This is a genomic window from Rhodanobacter sp. MP7CTX1 (assembly GCF_014205795.1).
Taxonomy (GTDB): domain Bacteria; phylum Pseudomonadota; class Gammaproteobacteria; order Xanthomonadales; family Rhodanobacteraceae; genus Rhodanobacter.
Genome location: NZ_JACHCN010000007.1, coordinates 194,659 through 208,150, shown reverse-complemented (window position 1 = coordinate 208,150; position 13,492 = coordinate 194,659). Strand labels below are relative to the sequence as shown.

The following is a 13,492-nucleotide window of genomic DNA, read 5'->3' as shown; positions in this document are numbered from 1 at the left end:
CATCAGCATTGAGCGCTGCGCCGCTACGGTCTCGACGCCGAAGTGATCCAAGCCTATGAGTGGCTCATCGAGAACTGCAATCTAGGGGATCAAATTTTTATATTTGGCTTTAGCCGAGGCGCGGGGGCGGCGCCAGTAGCAGGGCCCGTGCCGGGGCACGGGCGTTTGCCACGCAGTCAGTCCTGCGGAAGAGAGCGTTCATATGTTCCGAGTTCCTCCGCCTTCACGACCGATGCGATGAGGCGCAGCAGTTCCAGGGAGGATTCATGCTGCGCCTCGGTCGCTGCGGCGCAGAGATCCTCGACCACCACGACCTGATAGTCGCGGTCATGGGCATCACGCGCTGCCGCCTGCACGGCCCAGGCTGTGCTGACACCGCCCAAAATGACGCGCTCGATCCGGCGCGCTCGGAGCGCCGCTTCCAGTTCCGTGCCGTAGAACGGGCTGACCCGCGGCTTGACCACCACCAGATCGGCGAGATCGGCCCGGATGCCGGGGTGGAAATCGGTGCCTGGGGTGCCGAGCGCCAGGGCCCCGGCCGTATGGGCGCCGCCGAAGAAGGGCGAGTTCTTCGGCTGGTTCACGTAGCCGGCGGCAAAACCGACCTTGACCAGGACGGTGAGCCAGTCCTTGGAGCGTGCGAGGGCAAGCGTCTGGTTGACCCGACCGATTTGCGTCTCGTCGAGGACGTGGGCACTACCCTTGGCCAGCTTGCCCTCCTCATGGGTGATGTCAACGATGTAGTCCAATCCGATGAAGGCCGTGTTCATGTCTGTTTCCTTTAATGGTGGGGTGAATGGGGTCGCGTCTCAGTGGGCAGCGTATTTCCGTTCCAGGGCGTCGAAGCCCGGCTTGTCGACCAGGCGCTGACGCTCGGCGAAGGTGGCGAGCAGCCCGCCCGCCTCGTCGACGGCGCCTCGGTCGCGCAGAGCGACGAGCGCATGTTGCATGCCGAGAACGGCGCCCTGGAGCGCGGCATTGGCGTAAAGCAGCAGGCTGAAGCCCATCTCCGCCGCCTGGGCCTTGTCGATGACCGGGGTCTTGCCACCGACGACGATGTTCAGCAGCTGCGGCACGCCCAAGGCTCGCGGCACCTGGCGCACTTCGTCCAGGGATTGCGGCGCCTCCAGGAAAGTCATGTCGGCGCCGGCCTCGATATAGCGCCGGCTTCGGTCGAGCGCCGCCTCGAAGCCTTCGACGGCCCGCGCATCCGTGCGCGCGATGACGACCATGCCTTCGCGCCGCGCATCGACTGCGGCCTTTATCTTGGCGACCATTTCCGCGGCCGGAACCAGCTCCTTGCCCTCGAAATGGCCGCAGCGCTTGGGCGATGCCTGGTCCTCGAGCTGGATGGCGCTGGCCCCTGCACGCTCAAGCATGCGCACTGTTTGGGTGACGTTGACGGCGTTGCCGAACCCGGTATCGGCGTCGACGACGAGCGGCAGTTCAGTCACGTTGCGGATCGCCATGGTGGCTGCGGCCACCTGGCTCAGATCCATGAAGCCCATATCCGGCAGGCCCAGGCTCATGTTGGTGAATCCGGCGCCGGTGAGGTAGATCGCCTCGAAGCCCAGATCCTCGACGATCCGCGCGGCGAGCGCGTTCGGTACACGTGACAAAACGGTTGCCCACCCGCGCGGCACCGGCGACCGAGTGCTCACCAACACCGATATTGTCGACAAGTACCGGAGCCTCACTCGCTCCGTGATCTCTGCAGACCGGCAGAGCGCTATCGAAAAGGCCGTTCTCGACATCGAGAGCCTCGACGACATTTCCGAATTGATGACGCTGCTCACCCCATCCGTACGGTCGCCCCTCGAATAGCCGCGAGCTGCGGTTGAGCCGACCCTGCGTAGCTGGTAAGTGCGATGTAGCGAGGAGCGCAGTTCTGAAAGTCGGTTGATTGGCCCGGCGGCCGGATGGTTACGACCAATCGTGATGAACATTGAGACACAGCATTCTTGAACTGCCCCGACAGTATCTCCCGGAGCGATTGTGCGTTCCGGACTTATCGCCGCAATTGCCTCGGCGGGGCATGCGGCAACGTGAAAGGAGACCCTGACTATGCCCCAGACTTCAGATACTGCCCTTCTTATCCTGGACTTTCAGATTGGTATTGGTGACCAGCCCTATGCGGAGAGCGCTGCGCAACGCGCCGCTGTCGCACTTCAGGCCGGACGCGCAGCCGGTCTGCCGGTAGTGTTCTGCAAAGTGAAGTTTCGTCCGGGATACCGAGACGTTGCGGACAGCAACAAAGCATTTGCACTCATCAAGATGAAGAACCTGTTCCCGCCCGATGCCAGCAAAATGATCTCGATCCTGGAGCCCGGACGCGATGAGATTGTTGTGGACAAGAATAGGTACTGCGCCTTCAACGGCAATGACCTGAAGGAGGTCCTGCGCGCAGGAGGCATCAAGCATCTGGTGATGGCGGGTGTTGCAACCAGCGGCGTCATCCTCTCGACATTCACGCTGGCAACAGATGAAGACTACGGCATAACGATTCTCTCAGACGCATGTGCTGATCCCAAGGCAACCTTGCATGAGGAACTGATGACGAACTTGTTTCCTCGTTCGGCGAACGTTCTTACTGTCGATCAATGGATTGCCTCCCTTCCGGCAAAGGGATAGTCGTCTATTGCTACCGGCACGGATCTTGTACCTCAGCGGTGCGGATATCGACCTCAACGAAGGACATGGACTGAGTAAAAGTTTGTTCTTGCCTGGAAGAGGTGACTTCTTGGCATCCGAGGATGAAGTAACAGCGAACCTATTCACCGAATCATACTTAACTGGAGATTTTCATGAAGTTTCACAAAGCACGCTCATTTTCCGCAGCTGCATCCTTGCTCTTCGTGGCGCTTGCTGCGACCGGCCAAGTTCAGGCAGCTCCAGTTCACAACATCGTCCTCGTCCATGGCGCATGGGTCACTGGAGCAGGATGGGAGCCCGTCTACAATATTTTAGTAAAAGATGGTTATCACGTGACCGTGGCGCAGCACCCTTTGACTTCCTTTAGCGACGATGTTGCTGCAGTCAATCGTGTGATTGCGATGCAGGACGGACCGACGATCCTCGTTGGACACAGCTATGGCGGCGCGATCATCACGGACTCGGGCAATGACTCGCACGTTGTAGGGCTGGTCTACGTCGCAGCGCACGCGCTGGATCAGGGAGAAACTGAGGTCGGCAACGGCAAGCTGTTCCCGAATGCCTCGAAGGCCCTCAGAAAATTGCCCGATGGCTTCAGCTATTTAGACCCCACTCTCTTCCCTGCCGACTTTGCGGCAGATCTTCCTGCCAGCCAGGCGGATTTTGAGGCGCGTGCGCAGGTTTTCACCGCATCGTCGGTATTCACTGTGCCGGAGGGCCAGCCCGCCTGGAGGACCAAGCCGAGCTGGTATGCCGTTGCTAAGTTGGATCGCATGATCAACCCCGATCTTGAACGGATGTATGCCAAGCGCGCTCATAGCCATACCATCGAAGTGACAGGGGCCAGCCATTCTGTCTACGAGTCGCATCCGAAGGAGATTGCTGCGCTGATCGAAGATGCGGCAAACCACGCGCTGGATGGCAAGTAGAGATGATCCGGGAATAAGTTTCCTCCGCGATACAAGAATCACGGCCATACTCTATCGATCGGAAGGCTGCGCCGCGGCACAACCTTCCCATCGACATGTTACGGACCCTCTGAAGTCAGCGCGCGACAAGGACAGTGTTCGAGTGACCGACTGGAAGCACAGGCCCAACCATTCGGGCAGGCCATGGCGCGCCCGTTGAATCTGATTTGAATAGCGCGATACGGCGCCCGTACGATGAACATGTTCACGACAATGGCGGCCAAGTTCGCCCGGCTATTTGACACCGAGGCATTGGCGGAATCCTCGCTGGTCCTGGCTCCGCTGGTCTTGGGCGCCTTCGTTTCGGAACGAGAGGTTTGGCTACAAGCCTCGCTTGTCACGATTTCCAGTTACATCGCCCTGAAGCGCTCAGACCTGGCGCCCCTCGGCGTCGTTATCCATGGCTTTGCCATTGCCGCCGGCTTTCTCAGCCTTCTGCTCTCCCTCGCTATTCCGGCGCTGTTCGTGTTGTTTGCCGCAATCATGGCGATGGCATCGATCTGGGTGACCGCTTACGGTAAAGAGCTTCGGGCGCTAGGCAGCTTCACTTTTATTCCCGCGTTGTATCTGGCCTGTGAAATTGCGGAGAGGACCACTATGTCCGGTGTACTCCTGCAACGCGGTCTTGCCTTCCTTCCTTACTTGGCGATGGGCATGGTGCCTGTGCTGTTGATGTCGTGCATCCAACATCATCTTGCTGCGCGCGCAGACTTTCCCTATTTGCGGCATTTTTCCAAAATCCTGCAACGCTCTGGATCCGCTCAACTTGTTCATTACTGGGAATCCATCATCGCCGTCACGCTCTCGGTGGCTGTGGCGGCGGCGATCGTGGAGGGGTACCACATGAACTACGGACAGTGGGTCATCTGGTCGGCCGCAAGCGTGGTTACCGGTGACATGGTAAGCGCGCGCACCAAACTGCGTGATCGGCTCGTCGGCGCGGCCATTGGCGTACCGGCCGGTGTGATCCTTGGAATGGCCCTGCCCCACGACCGTTTCGTCCTGGAGCTCGCGGCTGTCGCGGCGGTCATGACCCTGGTCATATTTCGCAGCTACCCGGTGGGTGTTGCTACCCGCTGCGCCTGTGCAGCTGTTCTATTCGTGGTTGCTGGGCAATCCAGTATCGCCGCAGCACAACGGCTGGAAAACGTGGCGTTGGGTTGCATGATCGGCATGGCCTTCGTGCTGGCAACCCACGCTACCGCATCCCGTATCGTCAGGCGCTCGCCCTAAGGCCTTTCTGAAAATCCCGAACAGGGCCACGGCGAGTAAGGCGGTGACGACCCAGAGAGCACTGTCATGCATGTGCGCTGTCATATAGCCGCCGAGCACGGCACCCGTGAGGAAGCTCAGGCTTATGAGCCCCAAAAGCCATGCATCATGGAGCGACACGACGTCATGGCGGGGGATCAATCCTGCAAGGAGATTCTGAGTGGCTCGGCGCAAGTTACCCGTGGTCATGACCGACGTGTAGGCGACATCTTCGACATGCGTAAAGGACAGTGTCTGCAGGGTCGCCACGAAGGAGATACCGGGAATGAGCCAGAAATCATCGATGCGGATGACCCGGCTCGCCGCGACCACCAGGAAGATGATCTCCAAGACCAAACACGCGACAGCCGGATGCCTGACCCAGCGGCGACCAGGCTCCAGTCCCAGCAAATGCACCACGAATACTGCACAAATAAATGCCACCAGCGGCGGCAGGTGACGCGATGCCTGGATCCAGTCGAGCGCAGCGATGTTCATGCCGAGCAAGGCGACATTGCCGGTCATCGTGTTGGCGAATACGTGGCCGTGACCGACATAAGCGAACGCGTCGAGGAATCCTCCTGAAAGCGTGAGCAAGATGGCGACGCTCAGGCTCCGCTTGCCATCTTCAAATTTCATAGCGATCACCCATGCTGGTGGTGCCATTTAGCTTCAGGGCTCGACAATCTTCCCAGTTCCCGTTTCCACTTACTCTATAGCGCGCAGGAACCGGTAATCATCTGCCGCACCAGCAGTCGTCGTGCCGATGCGGTCACCACTTTTTTCGCGGCGCCTCGTGGGTGGCTTTGATCAGTGAAAAACGTCAGCCGCCCATGTTCGCCGCCCCAACTGACTAGCTTAGCCAGCGAATTTGACCAAGCTTGTCAGGAACGCTGACTAAGTTAGTCGACTATCCGACTTCGGCCAAAACCGGTCGCGGCTGGTCTAGCGTTGGCCCCGGGGCATCGCCTGCGCATTGCTGGTAGCGTGAGTGTCGCCGGACTCATTCTTGCTGGCCGACTTAGGCTTCAGCGCGCCAACGTGGGCAAGACTCAGCGCGAAATACTTACTCAGCGCTGAAGTGTTCCTTAGAAGGGCATCTGGAACCTCGACATACTCCTTCTGGACAACACCGTATTGTTCACAGAGCCGTGCCTTGTACTTCTTGAGGAACGATTCGCGGACACCTTCGGGAAGGCGAAGCGCCAATGTTCCCGTCTTCGAGAGGTAGCTGAACATATGTCCGTTGAGAGATGTATACGGCACGGTTGCGCCCTTCAGCTGCACTTCTGGAAAAGTAGCAACCAGCTTGTCGAAGAGTGCCAATTTGTCTGCGGACACCTCAGACTGTACTTTTGCCATTGCGACCTCCCGATTCCGAATTATGCGTAACGAGTAAAAGGAGACTTCCTCCTCTTTCGACCTCGAAGGCCATAATGGTGTTTCGAGACTACGGACGACCTACCAGGGCCTTAACTGTTGTGCTTCGCCATTTGTCCTTCAATTGTTCAACATGCGTCAAATCAGCGCGAAAATCCTTAACTCTTGAAGACACTTTCTGAATCGGACTCATTATAACCCCGCCGTTCCAGCGCATTCCAAAGAAGGGCCTCTTCCATGTCAGCGAGGACCTGGTAGGCAGTTCGACCATCAAAGGACCGATGATGGGAAGCCATCCACTTTGCTGCTCGGTGTCGCTCGCCCAATTCGGTAAGCAGCGTCTCCGCTAGATGCACCTGGCGCACTACCAGAGTATCGAACGCGCTCAGATGGACCGCTTCCCGAAGGGTATTGGAAGTATTGGGGACTTGGAATAGCGCGCTGACAGCGACAGCGCCATCGTCGAAGTCCGCGCCGCCGCGATCAATCCGAGCGACGTCAAGAACCTCGCCGGGGCGATGAGCCAGACCACCCTCCCCCGTGTTCCAGGGCGCGACTTCGCTGGCATCGTTGTCGAGGGGCCGTCCGAATGGCTTGGCAAAGAGGTATGGGGCAGCGGTGGGCAGTTCGGCTTTACCATCGATGGAGCGCACGCCGAATTCATGCGCGTGCCTCTAGAAGCGTTGTCGCAGAAACCGGCATGCCTCAGCTTTGTCCAGGCAGCCAGCGTTGGCGTGGCTTACACCGTAGCCTGGCAGGGCCTGATTGAATATGCCCGCACCGGCCATGGCGAGACGGTTGCCGTGATCGGCACTGCCGGCAGCGTGGGTCAGGCAGTGACCCAGCTCGCACGCTGGCGTGGGAGTCGAGTCATCGGCATAACCCGGGAACCGTTGTCAGCTTCCGACGCAGCCCTATTCGACGGCACCTTACTATCTGACGCTGACCTGCCCGAACGCCTTCGGCAGTTAACCGAAGGCAGGGGCGCGGACGTCGTCTACGATGCGGTGGGTGGCGTGATGTTTGAAGCGGCGCTGCGCTGTCTTGCTCATCGATGCCGGCTGGTGGAGATCAGTGCGACAGGAGCCAGCCGCGTAAGCTTCGATGTTCGCGACTTCTATCACAATGAATCGCAGCTGTTCGGAGCCGACTCGCTCAAGCTCGACGGTGCTCAGACGGCACGGCTTCTTGATGAGGTAGCGCCGCTGTTTGACGATGGGACTCTGCAGGCTCCGCAGGTGCAGAACACCATTCCCTTGATCCACGCCGTCGACGCCTACCAGCGAGTGGCCCGCGGTGAAGGTGGCCGCCAAGTCATCGTTCAGGGGGCCATGGAGTGAGAGCACGCTCTGAAGGTCATGTCGGCCGATATGCACTACTAGCCGTAGCCCGTCGCACGAAAGGAGAAAACCGCGGCACGTAGTGCAAGTGGCACGCATGGAAGATCGACACCTCAGTCCGCCCTACCCCCGATAGCCTGCCCTAACCGCCCTACCTCGACGCTACCCGTTTTCGCGTCGTCCACCACGCCGACCAAGGCATTGAAGCCTTCTGGCGCAATCCAACGAGCACTTGGCGGACATCGTGTTCCGATTCCGGCCACAGGCACTACAATGCGCGACTTTTTCTCTGTTATCGGACCGCGCTGACTTTGATGGATATTGTCGTCAACGAAGAACTCAAGGCCTATATTGATCCTCTGACACCGGAGGAATACGAGTCGCTGGAGCGCAGCCTTCTTGTAGAGGGCTGCCGCGATGCCTTGGTGTTGTGGGGCGGCGTATTGGTGGATGGCCACAATCGCTACGGCATCTGCCAGAAGCATGGGTTGCCGTTCCAGACGGTGCAAAACCCGTACTTCAAGTCGATCGAAGACGTGCATCTGTGGATGATCGAGCAACACCTGGGCCGGCGCAGTGTGTCGGATTTCCAGCGTGGCGTTCTGGCGCTGCGCAAGCGCGAGATCCTGGCACAGCGATCCGCCGCCCAGGCATCTGCATCCACGGCGCCCACGACCGATCACGAGGACGTGGCAGCCCCCATCGGCGAACCAGCCTCTGCCACCACAGCCCCCAGCGAGCGGCCACCTAGCCGAGAGGCGCTCGCACGCGAGGCCAAGCTCAGCGGCAATCAAGTGGCACTCATCGAAAAGATCCAGAAGCATGCGACAGCCGAAGTCGTGGCAGCCATACGTTCGGGCACGATCTCCATCAATGCTGCGGCCGCCGTCGCGAGCCTTCCGGAAGACGAGCAGCGAGAGGCCGCATTGGCAGGAAGCAAAAAACTCAAGGAAGCGGCCAAGCGAGTGCGCGAATCCAAGCGCAAACCGCGGGAAGCCGCCGCCAAAGAGTCGATCGCACCTCCACCCGAGACAGACTTCAATGACGGCATAGACGAACTTGCGCGGCTCCGCAAGCAAGTGGCCGAGCTTCAAGAAGAAAACGCGACGCTGCGCGAGGAAATCGCGGATTTGCAGGCAGCGCTGACCTAACTTGGCGCGACCACATCCGTTGACGGCGACCGCGAAGGCGGCAGCCAAACGATTTTGACGTCTGCCGCTAGAATCAGACGAACCTGCTTCATGAACCTCCGGCGAGCCATCCGATTGCCGAAACCAAACGTCAAGGCGCCTAACCGGTGGAATCGGCGATTCGTCTGACCAGACAACGCACCGAAACCACCCGCCGCGTTGGCGCGATGGGCGGGTTACTAACGCCGGGACTCAGCAATGGTGCGCTCTTTGCGATCACATTGGGCGGCGCATGGAATCATTGGTTTCCTGCCGTTCCCTTGGGCAGCTTCGCGATCGTTGGTGCCGCTGCATTTCTCGCGACGTCAATGCGAATGCCCTTGAAGGCGATCGTACTGTTGCTCGAATTCACACGGGTAAACCAGGCGTTTCTGGTTCCCATGCTGTTAGCAGTCGCCGGCTCGGGCGGGATGGCGATGCTGGTTGAGCACTTCCGCACCATACCGATTCACGACGCAGCCCCGGATGTAGTAGCGCCACTGGTGTACACGGGAATCGCGACCGCACCACTACCACCGACGTCGGCAGGATCGCCGTAAGGCTGCGAACGGCAACCCCCTGTTCGATACTTCGCGCAAGAGACCAGAAGTCATGTCGATGCCGATCACTCGATCAGCGGGCCAATCCCGGAACTACTTTTTCTGTTACGTCCCGCAAAGTAAGAGTGTTACTTCGCCCGAGCACCGACCGATTCTAAAAGCACATAACACATTTATTTGCGACCGGCCCAAGCGAGCGGCGCGTGAATCCCACCAACAAACTTGACTCCAGTTGATTGCAAGCGGTGCAGCTGCGTGATCGCCCACGGCCCTATTGACGAAGAGACACCCGGCTCTGTCGCCACGGCTGGTTACAGCTGGTTATCAAGCCACTCAACGATGTTGCGCACGGTATCGCCATAGAATGTCTGGTACATCTCGCGTGTTACATAGCCAATATGGGGCGTGGCCAATACGTTCCTGAGCGTGCGCAACGGGTGGGTCAGTTCTAGCGGCTCAGTGTCGTAAACATCGATGCCCGCACCCGCGATCTGGCCACTCTGGAGTGCGTCAATCAGTGCCGCTGTGTCGACGATCGGGCCGCGTGACGTGTTGACAATGCGACTGGTTGGTTTCATTTGAGCAAGTTCCGCCGCACCGACCAGGCCGTGTGTGCGCTCGCTCAGGCGGACATGGATCGACAGGAAGTCAGAGGTCGAGAACAGCACATCCTTCTCCACCCGCAGTATGCCCTTTGATTCCGCACGCTCGTTGGTCAGATTCTGGCTCCAGGCGATCACGTTCATCCTGAATGCGCGTCCGATCACGCCAACCGCCGATCCGATGTGGCCAAGGCCTAGAATGCCGAGGGTCTTGCCCGCTAGCTCAGTTCCAAGGGCCGTCTGCCAGCCGCCTTCACGCAGGGATTGATTCTCGGAAGATATATTTCTGGCCATGGCCAGAATCAGGGCCCATGCCAATTCGATGGCCGGCGTAGATGAGTACCCGGTGTTCATGACCTTGATCCCTCGCTCTGCCGCCGCGTCCAGATCGATCGACGCATTGCCGGCGCCTGTCGATGCGATCAGCTTGAGACGGGGAAGGCGTTCGATGATGGTACGACTCAGCGGCGTGCGCTCGCGCATCACGCTCACCACGTCGAATGGTTTCAAGCGATCGACAAGACGGTCCACCTCCATCAAATGATCATGGAACACCGTGATCTCTGCGCGTCCCTCAAGTGGCGACCAGTCTGCCATATCGAGCGCGACGCTCTGGTAATCGTCCAGAATCGCGATCTTTGCAAGCGATGAGGTGGCCATGGTATTGCTCCCGAACTGAGTGTGTTGAGTACCTTCACTTGCGACTGTCCGAGACCAGTGCCTTAGCCTCGTTGATTTCTTCGATGGTGGCGACCTTGGCTGTCCGGCCGGCCAGTAGGCCGATAAAGCCAACCATCGATCCGGTAGACCGGGCTGCCCTCAATTCTGCGCTGCCATCGGGCAGCAAATCCAGCTCGATCCGCTCCCCTGGCTTGATACCGAGGTGTTGCAGCAGGTCTCTCCACAAGGTGACTCGTGCCCTTCCCTCGCGTTGACAGCGGCGTCGTCGAAACGCGACTGGGTGGGCTTGTTAAGTCGCTCTTCAGTGTGCCGTGCATACGCATCATCGCTTGGGCCGGCTCGCAATCCGCGATCAAAGCACCCGCTGCACGCACCGCAGGATGTACGTCCCCGCGTGCACGCGGTATCCGACGATGCAGGGTAGGTCTCAACACGTGCGACTCGCGGGTGCTTCAATCAGCAGCCGATTTTTGAGATCTATCGATGGATCCCCTGCCCAACCTTATCCCCAACCACCCTCCCCTGACAGCGCTTCGCTTCGCTTGCGGTGCGCTCGGCGCGTGCTTTAAATCCAAGACGTGGGTGATCGTTCTGCTTCTGGGTATCAGCTCCACAGCACTATGTGCTCCCATCCCTGTGAGCCCTCTCTTTGGAGGGGTTCTCCACGCCAGGGGTCCTCATGGCGTTTACACAGAAATCCGATTCGAGCCGCATCGCCTGATAGCGCGCGTGCATGAACCCCACGAGTGCGTCTTGACTGCGCACCTTGTGCACGGAGATCCGCATACCAGCCGTTACGCCATCGAACCCCCTCGTGGCGGACGCTTCTGCGATGAACTAGTCGATGGGGAAATTGTGATCCATCCGCATTCGCCGAATGACGTGATTGCCGAATTCCGGTCGCCACGAATGGATTGGTCAGGGCGCTTTCGCCGCCACGCACAGGCTCACTGATAGCTTATCGAAGGGGTGCAGGCGCAACTACCCGAGATAACAAGGACAAACCGCGCAGTGGTCCGAAGCAAACCGGTGGTGACTGAGTCCTGCAAACCGGCGCAGGGCTGTTTGCAGGACAGACACCCGTTGTGTTGTGCCATGACCATTCTGAAATTCACGAAATCGTCATAAGTGCTGGATAAGCTCCGGGAGTCTGTCGAACTGGCTCTCCCTGCCCGGTCTCAATGGTCGCAAGGGCTCAATGTTCGATAAGCACAAGACATGGTCGAAGCTGTTTGCGGAGAAAGGCGCTTCGCTGCATAGCTACCTTTTGCGCCGCGTGGCCCATCGCTGGGACGCGCAGGATCTGGCGCAGGAGGTGTATCTGCGCCTGTTGCGTATCGATCCGGCCGATGCGGCCAGTATCCGTAACCCCGAGGCGTATCTCTTTACCATTGCCGCCAATCTGATCAAGGAGCGTGCGGTGATGCGCCAGCAATCTCCGCTTAGCAGTGAGGGGTTGGAAGAGGTCATCGAGCAACTCAGCACGCCTTGCAGCGCCGAGGCGGACATGGATCGCGAGTTGCGCCAGCAGCGACTAGGTGTGCTCATCCAGCGTCTTTCGCCCAAGTGCAGGGCTGTTCTCGTGATGCACTATCGCGATGAGCTGTCCTATCGTGAAATTGCCGGGCGGCTCGCGATTTCGACAAATATGGTGAAGAAATACATCGTCAAAGGATTGGCTGCATGTCGCCAAAGGATGGCCGATTATGAGTAAGACCACGAACTTTGAGGCTGGGCGTCGCGCACGCCGGATAAGCGAGCAGGCGGTGGCCTGGTATCTCGAACAGCAGGATCATCCCAGCGAACGCCAGCGCGCCGCGTTCCTGGCCTGGTTGCACGTTTCGCCTGCGCATGTGGCTGAATACCTGGCTATCGCGCAGATGCATGGCGACCTCAAGGCTGCCGCATCGATGGAAACGATGGCGGCCGCCGACTTGGTGGAGCAGGCAAGGCGCGAGAATCCTGTCGTGGTATTTCCCCTTGTTGTGGCCGACATGGCACGCGAAAGCCTGGCTTCGCCGCAATATCGCCATCCATGGCGCCGCACGCTCGCGCAAGCCGTTGCATGCGCCGCGATCGTGGCGTTGGTGTTGCTGGCCGGTTGGCAGTGGCGGATGACAGCGGGCAATCTTCGGGAAAGCTATGCAGCAGACGCGGATTCCATTCGTGACGTTCGACTTCCAGACGGAAGCCTGATCCAGCTCGCCCGAAACAGCCAGATCCAAGTACGTTTCGATGCCCGCTATCGCCAAGTCGAGGTCATTCGCGGCAACGCATTGTTCGCGGTCGGCAAGGATCCGAGCCGGCCCATGCTGGTGCGCGTCGATGGACATATCTTGCAGGACATCGGCACCGTCTTTGACGTCAAGCGCGATGCGGACAGCGATTCGCTGACGGTGATAAGCGGCCGCGTCCGTGTGTGGAATGCTCCGCGGGAAGGGGCCGGCGAGATAAAGATTGACGTCCCCCAAGTGCAAAGAAGCGGCGACAAGATCGCGGATCTAACGGCGGGCGAGCAAATTCAACTGAGCTCATCCGGCATCGGGACGATCCGGCCAGGGCAAGTCGAACAGGCGACAGCATGGCTACCCAGGGACATCCGCTTCCAGCACGAAACAATCAGTGATGTCGCACAGCGTTTCAACGCGTACACATCCACGCCGCTGGTCATTGAGGATGCGCGAATCGCTGATATGCAGATCAGCGGTGTATTTCACGCGAATGATCCGCAGGCTTTCAGTGCGTATCTGGCGACGTTGCCTGGCGTGCGCGTAGTGCACGACAGCGATCGGGTACGCGTAATCGCCTCGTCGGGCGCTGGCGATACCAAGGCTGGATCGCTGTAAGAAAAAATTCACGAAACGGGCGGTACCCGATCGCCGCGCCGGA

15 protein-coding genes and 1 pseudogene are annotated in these 13,492 nt (G+C 59.3%); 9 read left to right on the top strand and 7 right to left on the bottom strand.

All coding sequences use genetic code 11. The features are described 5' to 3' along the window. Nucleotides 1-176: 176 nt before the first annotated feature. Complete coding sequence (locus HDE77_RS11335; protein WP_184417426.1) at nucleotides 177-770, bottom strand: isochorismatase family cysteine hydrolase; 594 nt, start codon at nucleotides 768-770, stop codon at nucleotides 177-179. 39 nt (nucleotides 771-809) lie between these two features. Next, the gene (locus HDE77_RS11330) at nucleotides 810-1,619 is read right to left on the bottom strand and encodes an isocitrate lyase/phosphoenolpyruvate mutase family protein (RefSeq protein ID WP_221444238.1); all 810 of its coding nucleotides are present in this window, start codon (nucleotides 1,617-1,619) and stop codon (nucleotides 810-812) included. Nucleotides 1,620-1,653: 34 nt separating this feature from the next. On the opposite strand from HDE77_RS11330, the gene HDE77_RS20300 reads away from it, so the two are divergent. The 4 genes from HDE77_RS20300 to HDE77_RS20295 all read left to right on the top strand — a co-directional run bounded on the left by HDE77_RS20300 (nucleotide 1,654) and on the right by HDE77_RS20295 (nucleotide 4,853). Then, complete coding sequence (locus HDE77_RS20300; protein ID WP_221444237.1) at nucleotides 1,654-1,824, top strand: hypothetical protein; 171 nt, start codon at nucleotides 1,654-1,656, stop codon at nucleotides 1,822-1,824. A 240-nt stretch (nucleotides 1,825-2,064) separates the two neighbouring features. Continuing rightward, nucleotides 2,065-2,631: a cysteine hydrolase gene (locus tag HDE77_RS11325; RefSeq protein ID WP_184417425.1), complete on the top strand. Its 567-nt coding sequence runs from the start codon at nucleotides 2,065-2,067 to the stop codon at nucleotides 2,629-2,631. Between the two features lie 173 nt (nucleotides 2,632-2,804). Beyond that, nucleotides 2,805-3,581, top strand: a complete 777-nt coding sequence (locus HDE77_RS11320; protein ID WP_184417424.1) for an alpha/beta hydrolase — start codon at nucleotides 2,805-2,807, stop codon at nucleotides 3,579-3,581. Between the two features lie 234 nt (nucleotides 3,582-3,815). After that, a complete protein-coding gene (locus HDE77_RS20295; RefSeq protein WP_221444236.1) occupies nucleotides 3,816-4,853 on the top strand; it encodes an FUSC family protein in 1,038 nt (345 codons plus the stop codon). A gap of 30 nt (nucleotides 4,854-4,883) precedes the next feature. On the opposite strand, the pseudogene HDE77_RS20530 reads toward HDE77_RS20295, so the two are convergent. The 3 genes and pseudogenes from HDE77_RS20530 to HDE77_RS11305 form a co-directional block, all read right to left on the bottom strand. After that, nucleotides 4,884-5,510: pseudogene (locus HDE77_RS20530) on the bottom strand (YoaK family protein); the annotation flags it as partial. Nucleotides 5,511-5,816: 306 nt separating this feature from the next. Further along, nucleotides 5,817-6,233, bottom strand: a complete 417-nt coding sequence (locus tag HDE77_RS11310) for a hypothetical protein (protein ID WP_184417423.1) — start codon at nucleotides 6,231-6,233, stop codon at nucleotides 5,817-5,819. 176 nt (nucleotides 6,234-6,409) lie between these two features. Then, nucleotides 6,410-6,904, bottom strand: coding sequence for a hypothetical protein (locus HDE77_RS11305; protein WP_184417422.1), 495 nt, complete (start codon nucleotides 6,902-6,904; stop codon nucleotides 6,410-6,412). A 9-nt stretch (nucleotides 6,905-6,913) separates the two neighbouring features. On the opposite strand from HDE77_RS11305, the gene HDE77_RS11300 reads away from it, so the two are divergent. The 3 genes from HDE77_RS11300 to HDE77_RS11290 all read left to right on the top strand — a co-directional run bounded on the left by HDE77_RS11300 (nucleotide 6,914) and on the right by HDE77_RS11290 (nucleotide 9,320). Then, on the top strand, nucleotides 6,914-7,591 hold the full coding sequence (locus HDE77_RS11300; RefSeq protein ID WP_184417421.1) for a zinc-binding alcohol dehydrogenase family protein: 678 nt from the start codon (nucleotides 6,914-6,916) through the stop codon (nucleotides 7,589-7,591). Between the two features lie 314 nt (nucleotides 7,592-7,905). Next, nucleotides 7,906-8,742 (top strand): plasmid replication/partition related protein, encoded by an 837-nt coding sequence (locus tag HDE77_RS11295; RefSeq protein ID WP_184417420.1) that lies wholly within the window; start codon nucleotides 7,906-7,908, stop codon nucleotides 8,740-8,742. A 146-nt stretch (nucleotides 8,743-8,888) separates the two neighbouring features. Then, entirely contained in the window at nucleotides 8,889-9,320 is a 432-nt protein-coding gene (locus HDE77_RS11290) for a chloride channel protein (RefSeq protein WP_221444235.1), read from the top strand. A 311-nt stretch (nucleotides 9,321-9,631) separates the two neighbouring features. Here the strand turns inward: HDE77_RS11290 and HDE77_RS11285 are convergent, their stop codons facing one another. Further along, complete coding sequence (locus tag HDE77_RS11285) at nucleotides 9,632-10,582, bottom strand: D-2-hydroxyacid dehydrogenase family protein (RefSeq protein ID WP_184417419.1); 951 nt, start codon at nucleotides 10,580-10,582, stop codon at nucleotides 9,632-9,634. 34 nt (nucleotides 10,583-10,616) lie between these two features. Beyond that, the gene (locus HDE77_RS11280; RefSeq protein WP_184417418.1) at nucleotides 10,617-10,829 is read right to left on the bottom strand and encodes an AbrB/MazE/SpoVT family DNA-binding domain-containing protein; all 213 of its coding nucleotides are present in this window, start codon (nucleotides 10,827-10,829) and stop codon (nucleotides 10,617-10,619) included. Nucleotides 10,830-11,801: 972 nt separating this feature from the next. On the opposite strand from HDE77_RS11280, the gene HDE77_RS11275 reads away from it, so the two are divergent. Continuing rightward, nucleotides 11,802-12,317, top strand: a complete 516-nt coding sequence (locus HDE77_RS11275; RefSeq protein WP_184417417.1) for an RNA polymerase sigma factor — start codon at nucleotides 11,802-11,804, stop codon at nucleotides 12,315-12,317. Next, complete coding sequence (locus HDE77_RS11270; RefSeq protein WP_184417416.1) at nucleotides 12,310-13,449, top strand: FecR domain-containing protein; 1,140 nt, start codon at nucleotides 12,310-12,312, stop codon at nucleotides 13,447-13,449. Before HDE77_RS11275 ends, HDE77_RS11270 begins: the two co-directional genes overlap by 8 nt. The last annotated feature ends 43 nt before the right edge of the window (nucleotides 13,450-13,492 follow it).

What these genes read in the sequence shown, in the direction of transcription:
- HDE77_RS11335 (WP_184417426.1), bottom strand. Translation starts at nt 770, where the DNA reads ATGAACACGGCCTTCATCGGATTGGACTACATCGTTGACATCACCCAT.
- HDE77_RS11325 (WP_184417425.1), top strand. Translation starts at nt 2,065, where the DNA reads ATGCCCCAGACTTCAGATACTGCCCTTCTTATCCTGGACTTTCAGATT.
- HDE77_RS11320 (WP_184417424.1), top strand. Translation starts at nt 2,805, where the DNA reads ATGAAGTTTCACAAAGCACGCTCATTTTCCGCAGCTGCATCCTTGCTC.
- HDE77_RS20295 (WP_221444236.1), top strand. Translation starts at nt 3,816, where the DNA reads ATGAACATGTTCACGACAATGGCGGCCAAGTTCGCCCGGCTATTTGAC.
- HDE77_RS11310 (WP_184417423.1), bottom strand. Translation starts at nt 6,233, where the DNA reads ATGGCAAAAGTACAGTCTGAGGTGTCCGCAGACAAATTGGCACTCTTC.
- HDE77_RS11300 (WP_184417421.1), top strand. Translation starts at nt 6,914, where the DNA reads ATGCGCGTGCCTCTAGAAGCGTTGTCGCAGAAACCGGCATGCCTCAGC.
- HDE77_RS11295 (WP_184417420.1), top strand. Translation starts at nt 7,906, where the DNA reads ATGGATATTGTCGTCAACGAAGAACTCAAGGCCTATATTGATCCTCTG.
- HDE77_RS11285 (WP_184417419.1), bottom strand. Translation starts at nt 10,582, where the DNA reads ATGGCCACCTCATCGCTTGCAAAGATCGCGATTCTGGACGATTACCAG.
- HDE77_RS11275 (WP_184417417.1), top strand. Translation starts at nt 11,802, where the DNA reads ATGTTCGATAAGCACAAGACATGGTCGAAGCTGTTTGCGGAGAAAGGC.
- HDE77_RS11270 (WP_184417416.1), top strand. Translation starts at nt 12,310, where the DNA reads ATGAGTAAGACCACGAACTTTGAGGCTGGGCGTCGCGCACGCCGGATA.